The following is a 17,029-nucleotide window of genomic DNA, read 5'->3' on the forward strand; positions in this document are numbered from 1 at the left end:
GTCATCTATCGTCTATGGATGGGATCCCGATTCTGCGCCCATATGCGCCCGAATTCGCTCGAGAACGTACGGCACCTCGTCGTCGTCGAGGCACATGGGATTGATCGTCACGATATCCTCGTCGAGCCGATCAGCCCCGACGAACACGCGAGGGTTCTCGGCACGAAGCGAGCGGACGAGTTCGGTCGCGGAGCAAGCCGCGTCGGTCGGATCGACCTGGACGACGACCGTCGGGGCGACCGAGACGTCGGTGTCTGCGGTGACGGTCGCGTCGAGTCCCGAACTATCGGCGAGCGACTCGGCGATACGGGTCGCCGTCCGGTGCCAGGCCTCCGACTGGGCCGCGCGGTCGGTGTCGCGGAACGAGTCGAGCGCGACGAGGAGGCCGACGAGTTCTTCTTTCCCGACTTTCAGCGAGCGTCCGATTCCCTGTCGCGGGACGCCCTCGAGTCGGTCGGTGTCGATGAGTTCGGCCGGCGGGTCCCAGACGGCGTCGGCGGCGTGCATGTCGAGGTGTTGCAGTGCGATAGACTCGATGAGGTCCTCGCGACCGGCGACGATACCGGTCGTCTGCGGGCCGCGTATCGCCTTGCCGCCGCTGAAGACGACGAGATCAGCACCGGCATCCGTGAATCGCGACAGGTTCTCCGCGGGCGGTAACTCGGCTGCGGCGTCGACGATGACGGGCACGTCGTGTTCGTGTGCGACCGCCGTAACGGCCTCGAGTGGCGGCTCGGTGAACGGTTTCTGGACGTAGCCGACCGCGGCCGTATCCTCGCCGATCGCGGCCTCGATTTCCCAGGGCTCGACGTTCGTCGACCCGGTTCCGAGGGTGCGGTCGTTCGTCCCCACGTCGACGATCGTCGCCCCCGCGGCGCGAAACGCGTGATCGTACCCGGTGCGGTGGGTTCGCGGCATGACGATTTCATCGGGGATGCCATCCGTCTCGGGGAGTCGCTCCATCCGGTCGACGTTGCACCCCGCGAGCGCGGCGGCAGCGCTCAAGAGGAGCCCAGCGGCAGCGCCGCTGGTCACGTAGCCCGCCTCCGCCCCGGTCGCGGCAGCGATCCGTCTGCTGGCCGCGGCCTGCAAGTCGGACAGTCTGACGAACGACTCGCCGGCGCGCGCCATCGCGTCGAGCGCGTCGGTTCGAATGCGACTCCCCCCGATACGCGTCTTCGTCCCGGTCGCGTTGATTACCGCGGGGACGCCGAACTCGTCGTAGATAGAGTCGTCTTTCACAGCTCGGTCCATACCGACAGTGCGGAGATGTGAGATAAAAAAGTTCGGTTTCAACGGTGTTTCGGTGCGGGAAACACTAATGACATCCCGCCGGAATACACGGTGTATGAACGCGGACGGCCACGGAGAGACCATCGATGCGACGGCTCGCTCACTGTCGGTGCTGAACGTTCTCATCGACACCCCCGAACCGGTTGGCGTCACGGAAATCGCCTCGCAGACGGCGATGACGAAGAGCACCGTCCACAAACACGTGAGCACGCTCGCGAACCTGGGCTACGTCACCAAAGTCGGTCGCCAGTACGAGCCTTCGATCCGATTTCTCGACTGTGCGAGACGAGTGCAGTGGGGTACCGATCTCGTCGACACGGCGCGCGAACCGGTCGACGAACTCGCGGCGATGGCAAACGAAGTCGCAGGATTCGTCGTCGAACAGAACGGCGTCGCGGTCGACGTCTACTGCGCCGATCAGTACGCAAGCGGAACGTTCCCGGCGTACAACACCCGTCACCTCCACTGCAGTGCGGCCGGGAAAGCTATCCTCGCGGCGCTCCCGGACGAGCGTCTCGAGTCCGAGCTGCCGGCCCTGACCCCCCACACGATTACCGACGGCGAAGAACTGCAGTCTGAACTCGATCGCATCCGCGAACGCGGCTTCTCCCTCGATCGACAGGAACAGTTTGCCGCGGTCAACAGCGTCGCCGTCAGCGTCGAAACCGACTCGCTGACCGGCGCCGTCTACGTCTCCGGACGGGCCGACGAACTCTCCGGAAAACGCTTCGAGGAGAACATTCCCGGCCTGCTTCTCAGCGCGAGTCGACTGTTGACCGATGCGCTCGAATAACCGCACCGGCGACCGCAGACCGGCCGGGAGTAACAATTAACACGGATTACTGTCAACATGGCGGGTGCACATGAAGTTATTAGCAATCGTTGCCCATCCCGACGACGCGGATATCTTCTGCGGCGGCACACTCGCAAAGCACGCCGACCGCGGCGATTCGGTCACTATCGCCCACATGACCAAAGGCGAGTACGGCGGCTTCGAGACGACGGAAGCGGACATCGCGGCGACGCGTGAAGCGGAGGCGCGTCGATCGGGCGAGCACCTCGGCGCGAGCGACGTAACGTTCCTCGGCTTCCCCGACGGCCGCATCGAGTACTCGCTCGAAAATCGTCTCTCCATCGTCGAAACCATCCGCGCCGCCGACCCGGACCTGATCCTCACGCACTACCGAGACGATATGCATCCGGATCACCGGATCACCGCCCGCCTCGTGACCGACGCCTACTACATGGCGTCGCTCCCGCTCGTCGAAAGCGACTTCGAACCGTGTGACCCGGACAACGTGTACTTCTTCGGCAAACCGACCTCCTCGTTCGAACCGACCGTCCACATCGATATTTCGGGCTACGAAGACCGGAAAGCCGCCGCCATCGGCGAACACGAATCACAGGTGGCCTTCCTCGAAGAACACGGCGGGATCGACGCCGAGTTCGACAACCTCATCGACGGCGTCGCCGCGGAAGACGCCACCCGCGGCAAACGAACCGGCGTCGCCAGCGCGGAGGGCTACGTTCCGCTTCACGACCGGGCCGACGCGTTCCTCGGCTGAACTCGGTCCCGTGACAGTGAACGAGTGAAAGACCACAGCGGAGACGAGCGCGACAAGCCGACGAAAGACTGGCGACCGAACGCCGGTAACTCGAGAGAGGGAGAGAACGCAAAAGCGACGGGACGATGATCGAGCCATCGGTTCCTTTTTCGCCGCTGTCGAAACGATAACTGAGCCGAGAAGCCGACCTCTGTCACCGGAATAGTGGCGAATCAAGCCCACTGTTGTCGGAACGAGCCATTACGTCGAGCCGGAACGGCTACTTGGCAGGCTCGACGTGCCCGATTGTTTCGGTGAGCGAAATTTAGTGCAGCGACGCCAGTAGATTACAATTGTATGTTTGTAATTCCTTGTGAGACATATCCACCCAAGACGCTATTTTTCCCACTTTTGTTTCGGCCAGCGAAACACCGGATCGCGAACACAACCCCGGAGACACGGCGCGGAGGCTGCCGGCACTACCGCTCGAGTTCACCGTCGTCGCGGCACTGGTGCTCCGCCCCTCGAACGCGAGTGTTTCGACTGTCGAAAACCGCCGGGGTTCAGCACTGGTCTGCGGCGTCGGCGAGCGTTACCACTCAGCGATACTGCCGTCCTCGTGCCGCCAGATCGGATTCGACCAGTCGAGATCCTGCCGGGACCGGTTCCGGACCGCCGACTCGTCGATGTCGACCCCAAGTCCCGGCCCGTCAAGCGGGGACAGATAGCCGTCGGTGAACTCGAAGACGGAGGCGTCGTGGAGGTAGTGATCCGCTGCGCTCTTCGGTGCCGGATAGATATCGAAGCCGTGATCTTGAATCAACAGGTTGGGAATGTACGTGCTCACCTGGAGCGAGGCCGCGAGTGCGATCGGACCGAGCGGACAGTTCGGCGCGACGGCGATATCGTGGGTTTCGGCCATGGCGGCGAGACGGACGAGTTCGGAGATGCCGCCGGCGTGTGAAACGTCGGGTTGGATAACGTCGATACCACCCCGTTTGAAGAGGGGTTTGAAGTCCCAGCGGGAGTAGAGACGTTCGCCGGTTGCCAATGGGACATCGGTTCGGCCCGCGAGTTCAGGAATGTATTCGAGGTTTTCGGGGAGGACCGGTTCTTCGACGAATAACGGGTTGAACGGTTCGAGGGCGGTGATAACGCGCTTTGCGAGTGACTTGGAGATGCGGCCGCGGAAATCGACGACGATGTCCATTTCGTCGCCGACGACGCTGCGAACGTGTCGAACGCGGTCGACGATGTCGGTGATTGCGCGCGGCGGTTCGAGGTGGCGTAGCTGGTTCGACGCATCCATCTTCAATGCGGTATAGCCGGCTTCTAACAGCTGTTTCGCTTCCGTCCCGATTTCGCTGACGCGGTCGCCGCCGATCCACTGGTAGACGCGAATGCGATCACGAGTTCGCCCGCCGAGCAGTTCGTAGACCGGGATATCGAAGTGCTTGCCCTTGATATCCCAGAGGGCTTGATCGATCCCGGCAATTGCACTCATCAACACGGGGCCGCCTCTGTAGAAACACCCGCGATACATCGCCTGCCAGTGGTCCTCGATGTTGTGGGGATCCTTGCCGAGTAGGTAGCTCGTCAGAATTTCCTCGACGGCGGTGCGAACGGTCTGGGCTCGCCCTTCAACGATCGGCTCTCCCCAGCCGACGAGCCCGGTATCCGTCTCGAGTTTCAGAAAGAGCCAACGCGGGGGGACTTCGAACAGTTCGTACCCGGTGATTTCCATAGTGGCACAAGTAGATGGACCACCAAATAGCTACGCGATAGCAGCGGCTACCGTGGTGTTCAGCGGTGTCCATCAGTGACTGGGTTCGGTGACCGACGGACAGAGAGATCGGATCCGCAGCCAAGCGGAGAGCGTTCAGCCGAGGGAAACAATTATGTATAATGTATCATAATACGGAGTCGAGGTCTAGCTATGAGAAACCATACCCGTCGGAAGATACTGGCGACGACAGGTGTAGCGACCGCGTTCGGCGTTGCAGGGTGTCTCGGTGGCACCAATAGCGGTGGGACGACACTCGAGACCCGGTATATGGATGCACCGGGCTTAGAGGAATTTTTCGAGGAGCACACCGCACAGTTCGAGGACGAGACCGGAATCGAAGTCGAGTACGAGTTCGTCGGCTGGGGAGAAGCGCAGGAGACGATGCTCAGCGATATTATGAGCCGAAGTGGACCGGACGTCCACGAAATCGCCTCGACGTGGATTCCGGAGCAGTACGACGCGGGCGGATGGATGGATCTGGACTCCGGCAGCGTCGCCGACGAACTACCGTCGACGGATCTGTTCACGGACGGCGCATTGGATGTGGCGACGTTCCAGGATACGCTCGTCGGCATTCCGTGGTTCTGGGGCCCGCGAGCGTACCAGCAGGTCGACGAACGGATCGACGCCGGCGGGGTCGAGGGGACGCCGTCGGACTGGGACGGCCTACTCGAGCAGGCACAGGCGTACGACGCGGAGAACAACTACTTCGCCATCATGGGTGCGGATTTCGAGCCGATTCGGAACTTCGCGATGTTCCTCTGGCAAAACGGCGGGCAGTTGCTCACCGACGACAACGGCGCCCCGGCGTTTCACGACGACAGCGGGGTCGAAGCTCTCGAGTTCTACGCGGACCTGTACGCCGAGTACGACGTCTTGCCGTCTGAAACCATCGAGTGGGGAGCGGCCGACATTCAGGGCGCGTTTACCGGTGGGCAGATGGCCAGTACGTGGGGCGCGCTCGGAACGGTCTCCGCCTACGAGGAGGCGGACGGCAACGCGCTCGACGACCTGTCGGTCGCGGCTCCGCCTGCAGGCCCCGACGGCGATCAGGGAACGTTCTTCGGGATGGAATTGCTCGGGATTCACCCGTGGACCGACGAACCCGAGGCCGCCGCGCAGTGGATCGACTATCTCCTGCAAGCGGAGCCAAACGCCGCCGTCTCGAACACGGTCGGGTTCCTGCCTACGAATCCCGACGGACTGGAGACCGACTACTTCGACAATGAACTCTATCGGACCTTCGACGAGGAGGTGTTCCCCCACGCCCGAACGTATCCGCAGGTCCTCGGCTGGGGCGAGATCGAAAGCGAACTCAACAGCACGGTCTTCGAGGTGCTACAGAGTGCCGTTACGGGCGAGCTAGCGGCCGGTGACGTCGAAGCGGCGCTCGAACGGGCTGCCTCCGTGGCCGAACAAACGTTAGAATAAAACAGCATGAACGATCGAACTAGAGTAATGAACGGCTCACCTGTACGTCGCTATGACACGGACGAGTAGTCGGGTCCGGAGCAGCGTCGCCGAGATCGAAATCGGGCGCTATCTCCCGCTGTACAATCGGCTATCGGACGAGCAGCAGTACGCGTACAAGCTGTTGCTGCCGGGGCTGCTGATGATGCTGCTGATTCACTTCATCCCGATCGTCTGGGGTGTCCTGATCAGCGTTCTCGGCGTCGACTCGGGCTACGTTTCCCAGTGGTACGAAGCCCCCTTCGTCTGGTTGGAGAACTATCGATTCGTGCTCGACCCGCGCACCGTCGTCGGAGAGCGGTTCTGGTACTCGCTGCGCCAGACGGTCATCTTCTCAGTGGGGACCCTGCTGTTGACGTATGTGCTGGGGCTAACGGCCGCACTGCTGCTCAACCAGCGGTTCAAGGGGCGGTTCGCGGCTCGAACGCTCCTGTTGCTACCGTGGGTCGCGCCGTCCGTCGTCACGCTCCTCATCTGGCGAATGATGTTCCAGCAACAGAGCGGGATCATCAATTCGCTGTTGCTGTCGCTGGGCGTGATTTCGGAACCGATCTACTGGCTGATCGGTGACAACACGATCTGGACGCTCATCCTCGTCCACTCCTGGACGCAGTTCCCGCTCGTCATGATCATGCTCTACGCCGGGCTCCAGTCGATTCCCGAGCAGCTATACGAAGCCGCATCGATCGACGGTGCGGGTCGATGGGAACAGTTCCGATACATCACGTTCCCGCAGTTGAAGCCGGTATCCGCGGTCGTCGTCCTATTGATGATGCTGTGGACAATGATCAACTTCACCTCGCCGTACATCCTGCTCGGCGCACAGCCGCCCCAGTCCGGACAGGTGTCGATCCTGTACATCTACAACTTCGCGTTCTCGAACTACCAGTTCGGCCGCGGGGCCGCGATGAGCGTCGTCCTCTTTGCGATCGCGATGGCGATGGCGATGCTCTACTACAAGTATCTCTTCGATCAGGACTTCACGGAGGGCGACCGATGATTCCCGACGAACTCCGTCTCAACGATTCGGGGCGAGAGACGCTGTTCAATCTCCTCTCGAAGGGCGTTCTCGGCTGTCTCCTCCTCTATGCCCTGTTTCCGATCTACTGGATGATCCTCTCGAGTTTCCGAACACGAGCCGAAATTACGGCTTCGGAGCCATCCATCCTCCCGTTCACCCTCGACGAAGCAGCAGATGCCATCCAGGACCCGAGCGTTCTCCTGACGCTCCTCGAATACGAGAACTACCTGACGATGTGGGACCGGTTTCCGGTGTTCGATTACTTCGTCAACAGCCTCATCATCGCGAGCGTGACGACCGTGTTCGCACTCGCCGTCGGCTGTCTGGGAGGCTATGCGTTCTCACGCTACCGATTCCCCGGCAAGATCGGCGTCGGCGGCGCACTCCTCGGCACGCAGATGATCCCCGGAATCCTCATCCTGTTACCGATGTTCCTGCTGTTCGTCTGGATTCAGGAAACGCTCGCGATCCCGCTGATCGACACCTATCACGGGATCATCTTCGTCTACACGACGTTTACCGTGCCCGTCGCGATCTGGATGCTTCGAGGGTTCTTCGACTCCATCCCGAACGCCATCGAGGAGGCTGCCCGAGTCGACGGCTGTTCCCGGTTTCAGGCGCTCGTCCGAGTCGTCCTCCCGATGGCCGCACCGGGTATCGCCGCGACCGGCATGTTCGTCTTCCTCACCGCGTTCAACGAAGTCCTGTTTGCCTCGGTACTCGCTCGCGGCGACGTGACCCCGTTCGCAATCGGCATCCAGAGCTTCGAAACGCAGACGACGGCGTACTGGGGTGAAATGATGGCCGCATCGACGGTCGCGACAGCACCCATCCTGATCCTGTTTATCCTGTTCCAGAAACCAATCGTCGAAGGTCTCACGGAGGGCAGTGTTAAGCAGTGAGCTACCGACTCCGCGTACCCACACGAGTTCAGTGAGCCACGCACTATGACCACAACAATCATTATGGTTCGATCTGAACGTCACGATGATGAGTGGACTCGAGTGCAGCACCAGCGATGGCGAGCCAGTTCGTCCGGGGGCGCCGGTCGCCTGCGACTACTCGCTGAAACTGAACTCGAAGCGGCGGCGCGGTCGCCATCGTCTCGGCGGGACCGTGGAATGGATAGATAACTATACATACCGACACCACACAATCGCATACAATGAGCCGTGTTACCATAGATGAACTCACGAAAGTGTACGACTCACCCAGCGGATCGATCGAAGCCGTCGACGACCTCACGCTCGCCATCGACGACGGCGAGTTCGTCGTCTTCGTCGGTCCCTCCGGGTGTGGCAAATCGACGACGTTGCGCTGTATCGCCGGACTCGAGACCGTAACTGACGGGACGATCGAGTTCGGTGGGGAGGACGTGACGGACCAGAAACCGAAGGAGCGAGATATCGCGATGGTGTTCCAGAACTACGCGCTGTATCCGCATATGACCGCCCGAAAGAACATGGCCTTCGGACTGAAGATGTCGACCGACCTTTCAGAGGACGAGATCGAAGACCGGGTCGAGGAGACGGCACAAATGATGGGGATCGAAGAGTTGCTGGCCGACAAACCGAAAGCGCTCTCGGGCGGCCAGCAACAGCGAGTCGCGCTCGGCCGTGCCATCGTCCGCGACCCGTCGGTGTTTCTCATGGACGAGCCGCTGTCGAACCTCGACGCGAAGCTCCGCGCCCAGATGCGGACGGAACTCCAGCAGTTACAGCACGATCTGGACGTAACGACGGTGTATGTCACGCACGACCAGACGGAAGCGATGACGATGGGCGATCGGATCGTCGTCCTCAACGACGGTGAACTCCAGCAAGTCGGCACGCCGCTCGAGTGCTATCACCGGCCGGCGAATCGGTTCGTCGCCGGGTTCCTCGGCTCGCCGCCGATGAACTTCCTGCCGGTCGAGGCTGATCGCGACGCGGGCGCGCTTTCACATCCTAACTTTTCGCTCTCGCTATCGGACTCGGTCGTCGCCGATCTCGACGCTACTGAACTCGTCATGGGGATCAGACCGGAACACGGGTCGCTGACGACGACGCCGGACGCACACCCGGAGCCCGAGCGGTTAGTCGAGGCGACCGTCACGGTGACGGAACCGATGGGAGACGTGACGAACGTCTATCTCGATGTCGGCGGCGAATCAGTCACGGTGACGGCCGGCGGTCATCTGGGGCTGACGGACGGGGAGTCAGTCTGGCTGTACATCCCGGAAGCGAAGTTGCATCTGTTCGATGCCGAGACCGGGGCGGCGATCAAACACAGCGACGAGCCGATCGAATCAACGCGAGTTTCCGAGGCGAGTCGGCACGCTGAGACGGTGTAGACAGCACGGACATCCCGAATCCCTGCAGACTGGTGCCACGATAGCACTTCCAAGGCAGACAGAATCAGACCCGACTCGGTATCGCGTTCCGCGTTCTCCTCGATGAAACACACGTAGAGAATAGGGGTAGCGAGGATTGTCTCATACTGTTTCTCACTGGTTCAATATCGTATATTATATATTACAATACTATTTTATACTCCGGAATGTAGTATTGGAGTGGCTGTAGACGAGCAGCCATCGACAGCGATGACGCCAACAGCGAGGGCTAGCAACTATGAAACGAACACGGCGACACGTACTACGGAACGCAACGACATTCTCGACCGTCCTTGCCGGACTCGGGACGAGCACGCTGACAGCAGCACAGGAACAGGACTATCCCACCTGGGATCCAGAGACGATTTATACTGACGGCGACCGCGTTATCCACGCCGGCTACGTCTGGGAAGCGCAGTGGTGGACGCAGGGCGACGAACCCGGTACAAACGAGTTCGGTCCCTGGGAGGAAATCGAAGAGCACGACGATGACGACGGCGATGGCGGCGACGACGGCGTCGTCGCCCGCCTCTCGGTCAGCACGCAGTTCCCCGACCCCGGCGAAACGATCGAGTTCGACGCCAGCGATTCGACGGGCGACATCGAAAGCTACGAATGGGACTTTGGCGACGGAACGACCGCAACCGGCGAGACCGTTACCCACGCGTTCGATGAAGGAGAGTACGACGTGACGTTAACCGTCGAAAGCGGTGCCGGCGAAACCGCCAGCACGTCGATCCAGATTACTGCCGGTCATCCCTCATCGGACGAGAAACGCGTCGTCGCCTACTACCGCCAGTGGGCACAGTACGACCGTGATTTCGTCCCCGGAGATATCCCGTTCGAGCAGGTCACGCACGTCCAGTACGCCTTCGCTCGTCCGGAAGAAGACGGCTCCGTCGAACTCGTCGGCGACAGTCACGGCCAACAAGTATTCTACGCCGAAGAAGACTGGCAAGGACCGGACCGCGGCAAGACGTTCGCGGAATATGCCGCCGAACGGGACGATACGAAGTTCGTCCTCTCGATCGGTGGCTGGGGCGACTCGGAGTACTTCTCCGACGCCGCGTTGACGCAGGCGAACCGAGAGCGCTTCGCCAGCGACTGCGTCGATCTCGTCGAGATGGCGAACCTCGACGGGATCGATATCGACTGGGAGTTCCCCGGTGGCGGCGGCTGCACGGGAGACGACCCCGTCTGCGATATGGACAACGTCGTTCGCGACGGCGACCAGGAGCGCTTTACGCTCCTCTGCCAGGAAGTTCGCGATCAGCTCAATACCGCCGCGACAAACGATCCGGAGAGGGACGAGCCGTACGAACTCACCGCGGCCGTGAGCGCAAACCCCGAGATCGTCGAGGGAACCGCCGACGGAAACGACGGCCTCGAGCACGACGAACTCTCGGATATCCTCGATTTCATCCAGGTGATGACGTTCGATTATCGGGGTATCTGGAGCGAGACGACGGGCCACCACGCGCCGCTGATGGAGAACTCGGACGACACGTTCGAGGACGCACACGTCTGGAACGCCGAGTACGCGCTCCAGTACTGGGCAGATCAGGGCTGGGACCCCGACCAACTCAATATGGCCGTGCCGTTCTACGGACGGAGCTGGACGGACGTACAGCCGCCCACGGACGACATCGGGACCGGCGAGGACGACGGCCTGTTCCAGCCGTACGAGGGGACCGGCCGAGATGCGAGCGGCGAGGGTTCCTATCCGAGCTGGGACCCGGCACAGGGAACCAGCTATGCGGGCGTCTGGGAGTGGTTCGACCTCGAAAGCGACGGCCGCGAGGGGAGTAATCCGGTCGATCTCGAGGGGCCCGGCTGGGAGACGTACTTCGACGAGGACGCGGTCACGGCCTGGAGTTTCAATGCCGACGAACGGCTCATGATCTCCCACGATACCGAGCAGTCGATGGCGGCAAAAATGGACTGGCTCCGCGACTCGCCCTACGGCGGCACGATGCTGTGGGCAATCGGTGGAGATACGTACGACGGAGCCCTCATCGGAACGCTCTGGCAGTCGCTCAACGGCTGATGGCTAACGACGGCCAAACCGCGATGCCGACAACGGCGGACAACGGACAAGACACAACGGACCGGTGACCGCATAACGAGTTCAGCACGCATACGCAGACCACAGTGCAGACGCAACACGGACGACAACAGTGCGTAGAACAGACGGAAGGACACACATCGATGTCAACCCACAATTACAACCAAACGATTGCACACGCATGAAACGAAACCGATCGCGACGCGACATCTTACGAAACGCATCGACAGCGCCAGTCCTGTTTGCCGGGCTGGCCGCGAGTTCAGTAGCGGCACAGGACGGGGACTATCCAGCCTGGGATCCCGACGCAGTCTATACGGACGGTGACCGCGTCGTTCACGATGGTACCATCTGGGAGGCGAACTGGTGGACCCGTGGCGACGAACCCGGAACGGGGGAATGGGGACCCTGGGAGCAGGTCGAACCCGGTGAGGAACCCGAACCAGGGTTGAACGCCAGAATTAACGTGAGCGCGACCCGCATCGAAGTCGGCGACGACATCGAGTTCGACGGCAGTGACTCCACCGGTGAGATCGCTACTTACGACTGGGATCTCGGCGATGGAACCGAAGAAACCGGCCAGGTTGTCACCCACACGTACGACGAGTCGGGTGAGTACACCGTCGAACTCACCGTCACCGATGCCGATGGGGAAACCGACACGGCGCTCGTCGAACTCACCGTCGAAGACGAGATCGACGGCCCGGGCGATGAGTTCAAAGTCATCGGCTATTATCCCGGCTGGAAGGCGAACGACGAACAGGACTACTATCCAAGCGACATCCCCTTCGAGAAGGTGACAGACGTGCTGTACGCGTTCATCGCACTCGACGAGGAGGGCAACGTCTTCCCGCCCGAAGACGACGAAACCGAGTTCGATATTCCCCGCCAGTCACACGAGGAAAACTTAGCGGCGTTTGCGGACCTGGCGGGCGACATCGACTGTCGACTCCACCTCTCGGTCGGCGGCTGGACGCTCTCGGACAACTTCCACGTCGTCGCCGCCGATCCGGACCTCCGACAGACGTTCGCCGAGAACTGCGTCGCGTTGCTACGCGAGTACAACTTCGACGGGATCGACATCGACTGGGAGCACCCCGGCCCCGAACAGGGGCAGTGTCAATGTGGCAACGCCGACGACTACGACAATCACGTCCGATTGCTCGAGGCCCTTCGAGCTGAACTCGACGCCGCAGGCGACGAGGACGGCCAACACTACTACCTCTCGGTCGCCAACGGCGGCTCCGACTGGAACGCCGGCGGCCTTCGACACGGCGAGATCGGCGAGGTCTGTGACCACGCGATGATCATGGCCTACGACTTCACCGGTTCCTGGCACGACACGGCCGGACTGAACGCACCGATCTACGGCGACGACCACCCCCTCGGGACGAGCGACTACGGCGAGGACCACCACGACCAGTACTCCGTCGAGTACGCCGTCGACGAACTCTGGGCGGGCACCCACAGCGAGGAGGGCTACTGGCCCGGCCAGTGGGAGTATCCGCCCGCCGAACCCGCCGCGTACGATGAACTCGTCCTCGGACTCCCCTTCTACGGCCGCGGGTTCAACAACGCCACCGAGCCATACGACGGAATCGGGTTCGGACCCGATGCGCTGCCGGAAGGAACCTGGCATCATCTGCTTGCGGATGGAGCAGACCCGACCGGCGCGTTCGACTTCGGTGATCTCGAAACCAACTACGAGGGAGCCGACGGCTGGGAAAAGTATCGTCACGATCCCGGCGCAGTACCGTACCTCGTTAACGAGGACGAGGAAACGCTCATCGGCTACGACGACGAGCAGTCGATCGCCGAAAAAGTCGAGTTCGCCAAGGAACGCGGCATGCAGGGCGTGATGTTCTGGGAACTCTCCCAGGACTGGAACGAATCGCTACTGGATACGATTCTCGAGACGATCTGAGAGACAAAATCAATGAAACAAACACGACGAGACGTACTACGGAACGCATCGACACTGACCGCACTCGCCGCCGGCGCTGGACTGGGTACTTCCGTCTCCGCACAGGAGTATCCAGCGTGGAATCCCGAAACCGCCTATACAGAGGGCGATCGGGTACGCCACGATGGCGTCGTCTGGGAAGCAAAGTGGTGGACCCGCGGCGACGAGCCTGGCGAGGGCGGTGAGTGGGGCCCGTGGAACGAAATCGGTCCTGCCGACCCTGGTCCGAGCGCCTCGATTACCCCGAGTACGACGAACCCCGAACCAGGGCAGGAAATCGAGTTCGACGGCACCGACTCTACCGGCGAAATCGCCACCTACGACTGGAATTTCGGCGACGAAACCGGAGCCACAGGCTCGGTTGTCACCCACACGTATGGCGAGAGCGGCAGATACGACGTTGAACTAACCGTCACCGACGCCGACGGCGAAACCGATACTGCCAGAACGATTGTGTCCGTTGGCGACACCGCACCACCAGCATCCGACCGATGGTTCGCCCCGTACCAGGGTACCTGGCAAGATATCGTCGGCGAGACGTTGAACGCGAATACGAATCGGGTCGTCCTGTCGTTCGTCGGCGACGGAACCGACGACGGCGACGTAACGCCAGGCTGGTTAACCGGCTGTAATCAGCCACCCTGTGACGACGAACCGCTCGAGACGTATCTCGATGAAATCCAGACGCTCCAGGACGAAGGTATCGAGGTCGGCGTCGCAATCGGCGGCTGGCAGGGCCGCGTCGTTGCCCGCGACGCCGAGAGCGCAACTGAACTCAAGGATGCCTACGCGGAGATCCTCGATACCCTCGGCGTGACCCACCTCGATATCGACGACGAGAACGCCCACCGTCGTGATCGAACGATCTACGAACTGCGAAACGAAGCGCTCGCGATGCTTCAGGCCGAGCGGCCGGACGTTACGGTCGGGTACACGGTCCCGGCTACCGAAAACGGAATTGCAAACTCCGACCACGCCCAGGCCAGAACCTGGGTCGAAGACGCCGCAACGAAAGGCGTCGACCTCACATACGTGAACATCATGACGATGGGTATGAACCCGACGACAACCGACAAGATCTTCTCCGCGTGTGAGGGCACCGTCGACTTCCTCGGGGACGTGTATCCGGACAAATCCGAGTCGGAACGCTGGGCGCTGCTCGGAAACACGCCAGACATCGCAGAGAACTCGGTTACAACCGATGTTGCCGCCGATATCGTCGCCTTCGCCGACGAACAGGGTATGGGACACCTGTCCTACTGGGCACTCTACAACGATCCCGAGGGAGAATTCTCGGAGATCTACGCTGACTTCGAGGACGGGCCGACCTGACACTCGATACCCTTCTCTTGGCTAGCACCAGCTAGCTCGGTCCGGAAGTGCCGTACGGAAACGGCTCAACGAACGCCTCTCCACGAATTTTGGCCGCGAAACACCGCATAGTACCGTCTGATATCCGATTCCACGGAACAAAACGTCTGAGACAATACAGACGGTGACTCAGTACTCTCGAACACTCGAACACTCGAACACTCGAACTTATATTGATAACGAGGAGTCGTACCATACTACACCACCGGTAACTCATCGAGATACGCGTTCCACACTGCCTCCGGTTCGGCACAGGCAATGCTCGAAATCGACCGACAGCCGTCGTATCCCCACATGAAGACGCTATCTACACCACCGTCAACCGCTGCCCGCGTCGCTTCTCTCACCTCCCGAACTGTCTTCTCGCCCCCACGGAGGCGGAATCCCTGAATCCAGATCTGACTCTCGAGGTCGTACTCCGCTGCTAACGAGACGACAGTACCGGTGAACGACGAGACGAACGCCTCGCTCTCCTTCCCGTGGACACCCCAGTATGGGTCAGTAGCGAGTATATCAAGGCACTCGGACGACGCGAGGTCCTCCCAGTCACTGAGACCGTGTTCGGCATCCTTGCTCGGTAACAAACAGACCGCGTTCTGGCAACCACGATCCCTCGTGTAACTCATCATCTCCTCGAGAAACGACAGTAACGATCGTTCACGGAACTCGTCAATCCGGTCCGTCCTGACCGCCGGCATTTCTTCACCATAGTCGTCTTCATACAATTCTTGGCAGGTCTCACACCGACAGGTCCAGGCACCTTCTGGAAGTTCGTCGTCGAACCATTCCGGAATGTACCAGTGCGGTTCATCCCAGAAGAGCACATCGGCCCCGATCTCGGCCGCATCCGTCGCCCACTCGCGCATATACGTCCGAAACCTCGCGTCGTTAAAACACGCCGCCGGGATCCGCTCACCCGTCGAAAGGACCTGACAACTCTCCGGATGTCGTCCGATGAACTCGGAGAGTGCCTCACCACCGAAGACACGCCCAACAGCCCAGGGATTGACGTATACCCGCATATTTCGGGCGTGACTCGCCGACACTATGTCGGCCATCGTTTCCATATAATACTCGCGATCACGCTCGCTAAAAGTGTGCAATACAGCGTTTAACCCGCGTTCGTGGAATCGGTCGAGATCGGACTCAACGTGTTCGATATCACGGACACCGAAGTAGCTTGTCCCTTGTTCACGCATCTAGCTCACAAAATAACTCGTCGTATGTTACTCTTTGGATATACGCGATGTATCGCCGCTTAATGCACTCGAATCGTCACAGACACACAGCTTAGCAGTATTCGGAAGGACTTACACCACGACGCGATACTCACAGATCGCTGCGAAAACCCAAATCATCCGCAACGGACACCTCCCATAACACAGTCATTGGTACGTCTTGCTACAACGATTTTAATATGTATTTCCAGTCTGCTCAAAAACAACGAATATCTCACCTGCACATTCAGAATCCTGGTTTCGTATCCGCGTTTCTCAGTTCGAAACATTCAGTGTTCCCAGTCATAGATTACAGCTGTACACCCGTAAGCATAGTCGCCTTTGTTCCACTCCCTACTGCCGTTCTTCTATTATATGGTTGAATTATTTCCCAGGTCGAAACGTTCCTCTGAACTACACCCAATAGGATCTCTCGGACCCAGATAGACCGAGTCCTGTAGTCCGAGACAATTTTTGAACTCGCGCACTATCGGATATCATACCAAGTAAACTGAAGGATTGTTTATTATATGTCTAAATAACAACACTGACACTAATCAGACAACACCATATATAAGATGAATATTTGAGTTCAGGTTATGAAATATCATATATTGCCGATCAGTCCCCATAGTTCTATAAATATGAGGGTTTAGAGAAAGCCGTTGACAAGTGATTCACTCGTTCAACTAATTATCAAATGCTAGTTGAAACGACCAATAGAAAACTTTTGGAACGTTGTATAGATATATTCTTAATCGCGTCTATAAAGATGTACGTTCGCGGACCCGACAATTATGAAATACAAACTGCCCCACACAGCCGCTGCTGTGTGGGGCAGTTAGTCTGAGTATATGAGTGGAGGCGGCGAATCGAATTTCCCAGAGGATCTCTCACTCCAGTACTCGCCGATACGCAGGCGGGCTTA

12 protein-coding genes are annotated in these 17,029 nt (G+C 60.0%); 9 read left to right on the forward strand and 3 right to left on the reverse strand.

Features of this window, described 5'->3' with window-relative positions:
• Positions 1-12: 12 nt before the first annotated feature.
• On the reverse strand, positions 13-1,254 hold the full coding sequence (locus SM755_RS20745; RefSeq protein WP_323174336.1) for an aminotransferase class V-fold PLP-dependent enzyme: 1,242 nt from the start codon (positions 1,252-1,254) through the stop codon (positions 13-15).
• A gap of 94 nt (positions 1,255-1,348) precedes the next feature.
• On the opposite strand from SM755_RS20745, the gene SM755_RS20750 reads away from it, so the two are divergent.
• A complete protein-coding gene (locus tag SM755_RS20750; RefSeq protein WP_323174337.1) occupies positions 1,349-2,086 on the forward strand; it encodes an IclR family transcriptional regulator in 738 nt (245 codons plus the stop codon).
• Positions 2,087-2,156: 70 nt separating this feature from the next.
• Positions 2,157-2,858: a PIG-L deacetylase family protein gene (locus tag SM755_RS20755; protein ID WP_006667852.1), complete on the forward strand. Its 702-nt coding sequence runs from the start codon at positions 2,157-2,159 to the stop codon at positions 2,856-2,858.
• A 571-nt stretch (positions 2,859-3,429) separates the two neighbouring features.
• Here the strand turns inward: SM755_RS20755 and dgoD are convergent.
• Positions 3,430-4,581 carry a galactonate dehydratase gene (gene dgoD / locus SM755_RS20760; protein WP_323174338.1) on the reverse strand — a complete coding sequence of 384 codons (1,152 nt, stop codon included), beginning with the start codon at positions 4,579-4,581 and terminating at the stop codon, positions 3,430-3,432.
• 192 nt (positions 4,582-4,773) lie between these two features.
• Here dgoD and SM755_RS20765 point away from each other — a divergent pair, with 192 nt between their 5' ends.
• From SM755_RS20765 to SM755_RS20795, 7 genes are all read left to right on the forward strand, one after another.
• Complete coding sequence (locus SM755_RS20765) at positions 4,774-6,054, forward strand: extracellular solute-binding protein (RefSeq protein ID WP_323174339.1); 1,281 nt, start codon at positions 4,774-4,776, stop codon at positions 6,052-6,054.
• 52 nt (positions 6,055-6,106) lie between these two features.
• Positions 6,107-7,093 carry a sugar ABC transporter permease gene (locus tag SM755_RS20770; protein ID WP_323174340.1) on the forward strand — a complete coding sequence of 329 codons (987 nt, stop codon included), beginning with the start codon at positions 6,107-6,109 and terminating at the stop codon, positions 7,091-7,093.
• On the forward strand, positions 7,090-8,016 hold the full coding sequence (locus tag SM755_RS20775; protein ID WP_323174341.1) for a carbohydrate ABC transporter permease: 927 nt from the start codon (positions 7,090-7,092) through the stop codon (positions 8,014-8,016). The genes SM755_RS20770 and SM755_RS20775 overlap by 4 nt, the downstream gene beginning before the upstream one ends.
• A gap of 263 nt (positions 8,017-8,279) precedes the next feature.
• Positions 8,280-9,446 (forward strand): sn-glycerol-3-phosphate ABC transporter ATP-binding protein UgpC, encoded by a 1,167-nt coding sequence (locus SM755_RS20780; protein ID WP_323174342.1) that lies wholly within the window; start codon positions 8,280-8,282, stop codon positions 9,444-9,446.
• 277 nt (positions 9,447-9,723) lie between these two features.
• Positions 9,724-11,532 carry a glycosyl hydrolase family 18 protein gene (locus SM755_RS20785; RefSeq protein ID WP_323174343.1) on the forward strand — a complete coding sequence of 603 codons (1,809 nt, stop codon included), beginning with the start codon at positions 9,724-9,726 and terminating at the stop codon, positions 11,530-11,532.
• A 199-nt stretch (positions 11,533-11,731) separates the two neighbouring features.
• Positions 11,732-13,474 carry a glycosyl hydrolase family 18 protein gene (locus tag SM755_RS20790; RefSeq protein WP_323174344.1) on the forward strand — a complete coding sequence of 581 codons (1,743 nt, stop codon included), beginning with the start codon at positions 11,732-11,734 and terminating at the stop codon, positions 13,472-13,474.
• Positions 13,475-13,486: 12 nt separating this feature from the next.
• Positions 13,487-14,845: a PKD domain-containing protein gene (locus SM755_RS20795; protein WP_323174345.1), complete on the forward strand. Its 1,359-nt coding sequence runs from the start codon at positions 13,487-13,489 to the stop codon at positions 14,843-14,845.
• A gap of 236 nt (positions 14,846-15,081) precedes the next feature.
• On the opposite strand, the gene SM755_RS20800 is transcribed toward SM755_RS20795, so the two are convergent.
• On the reverse strand, positions 15,082-16,083 hold the full coding sequence (locus SM755_RS20800; RefSeq protein WP_369335268.1) for a hypothetical protein: 1,002 nt from the start codon (positions 16,081-16,083) through the stop codon (positions 15,082-15,084).
• Positions 16,084-17,029: the final 946 nt, after the last annotated feature.

Origin of the sequence: Natrialba sp. PRR66, from assembly GCF_034808065.1 — an archaeon.
Taxonomy (GTDB): Archaea; Halobacteriota; Halobacteria; order Halobacteriales; family Natrialbaceae; genus Natrialba; species Natrialba aegyptia.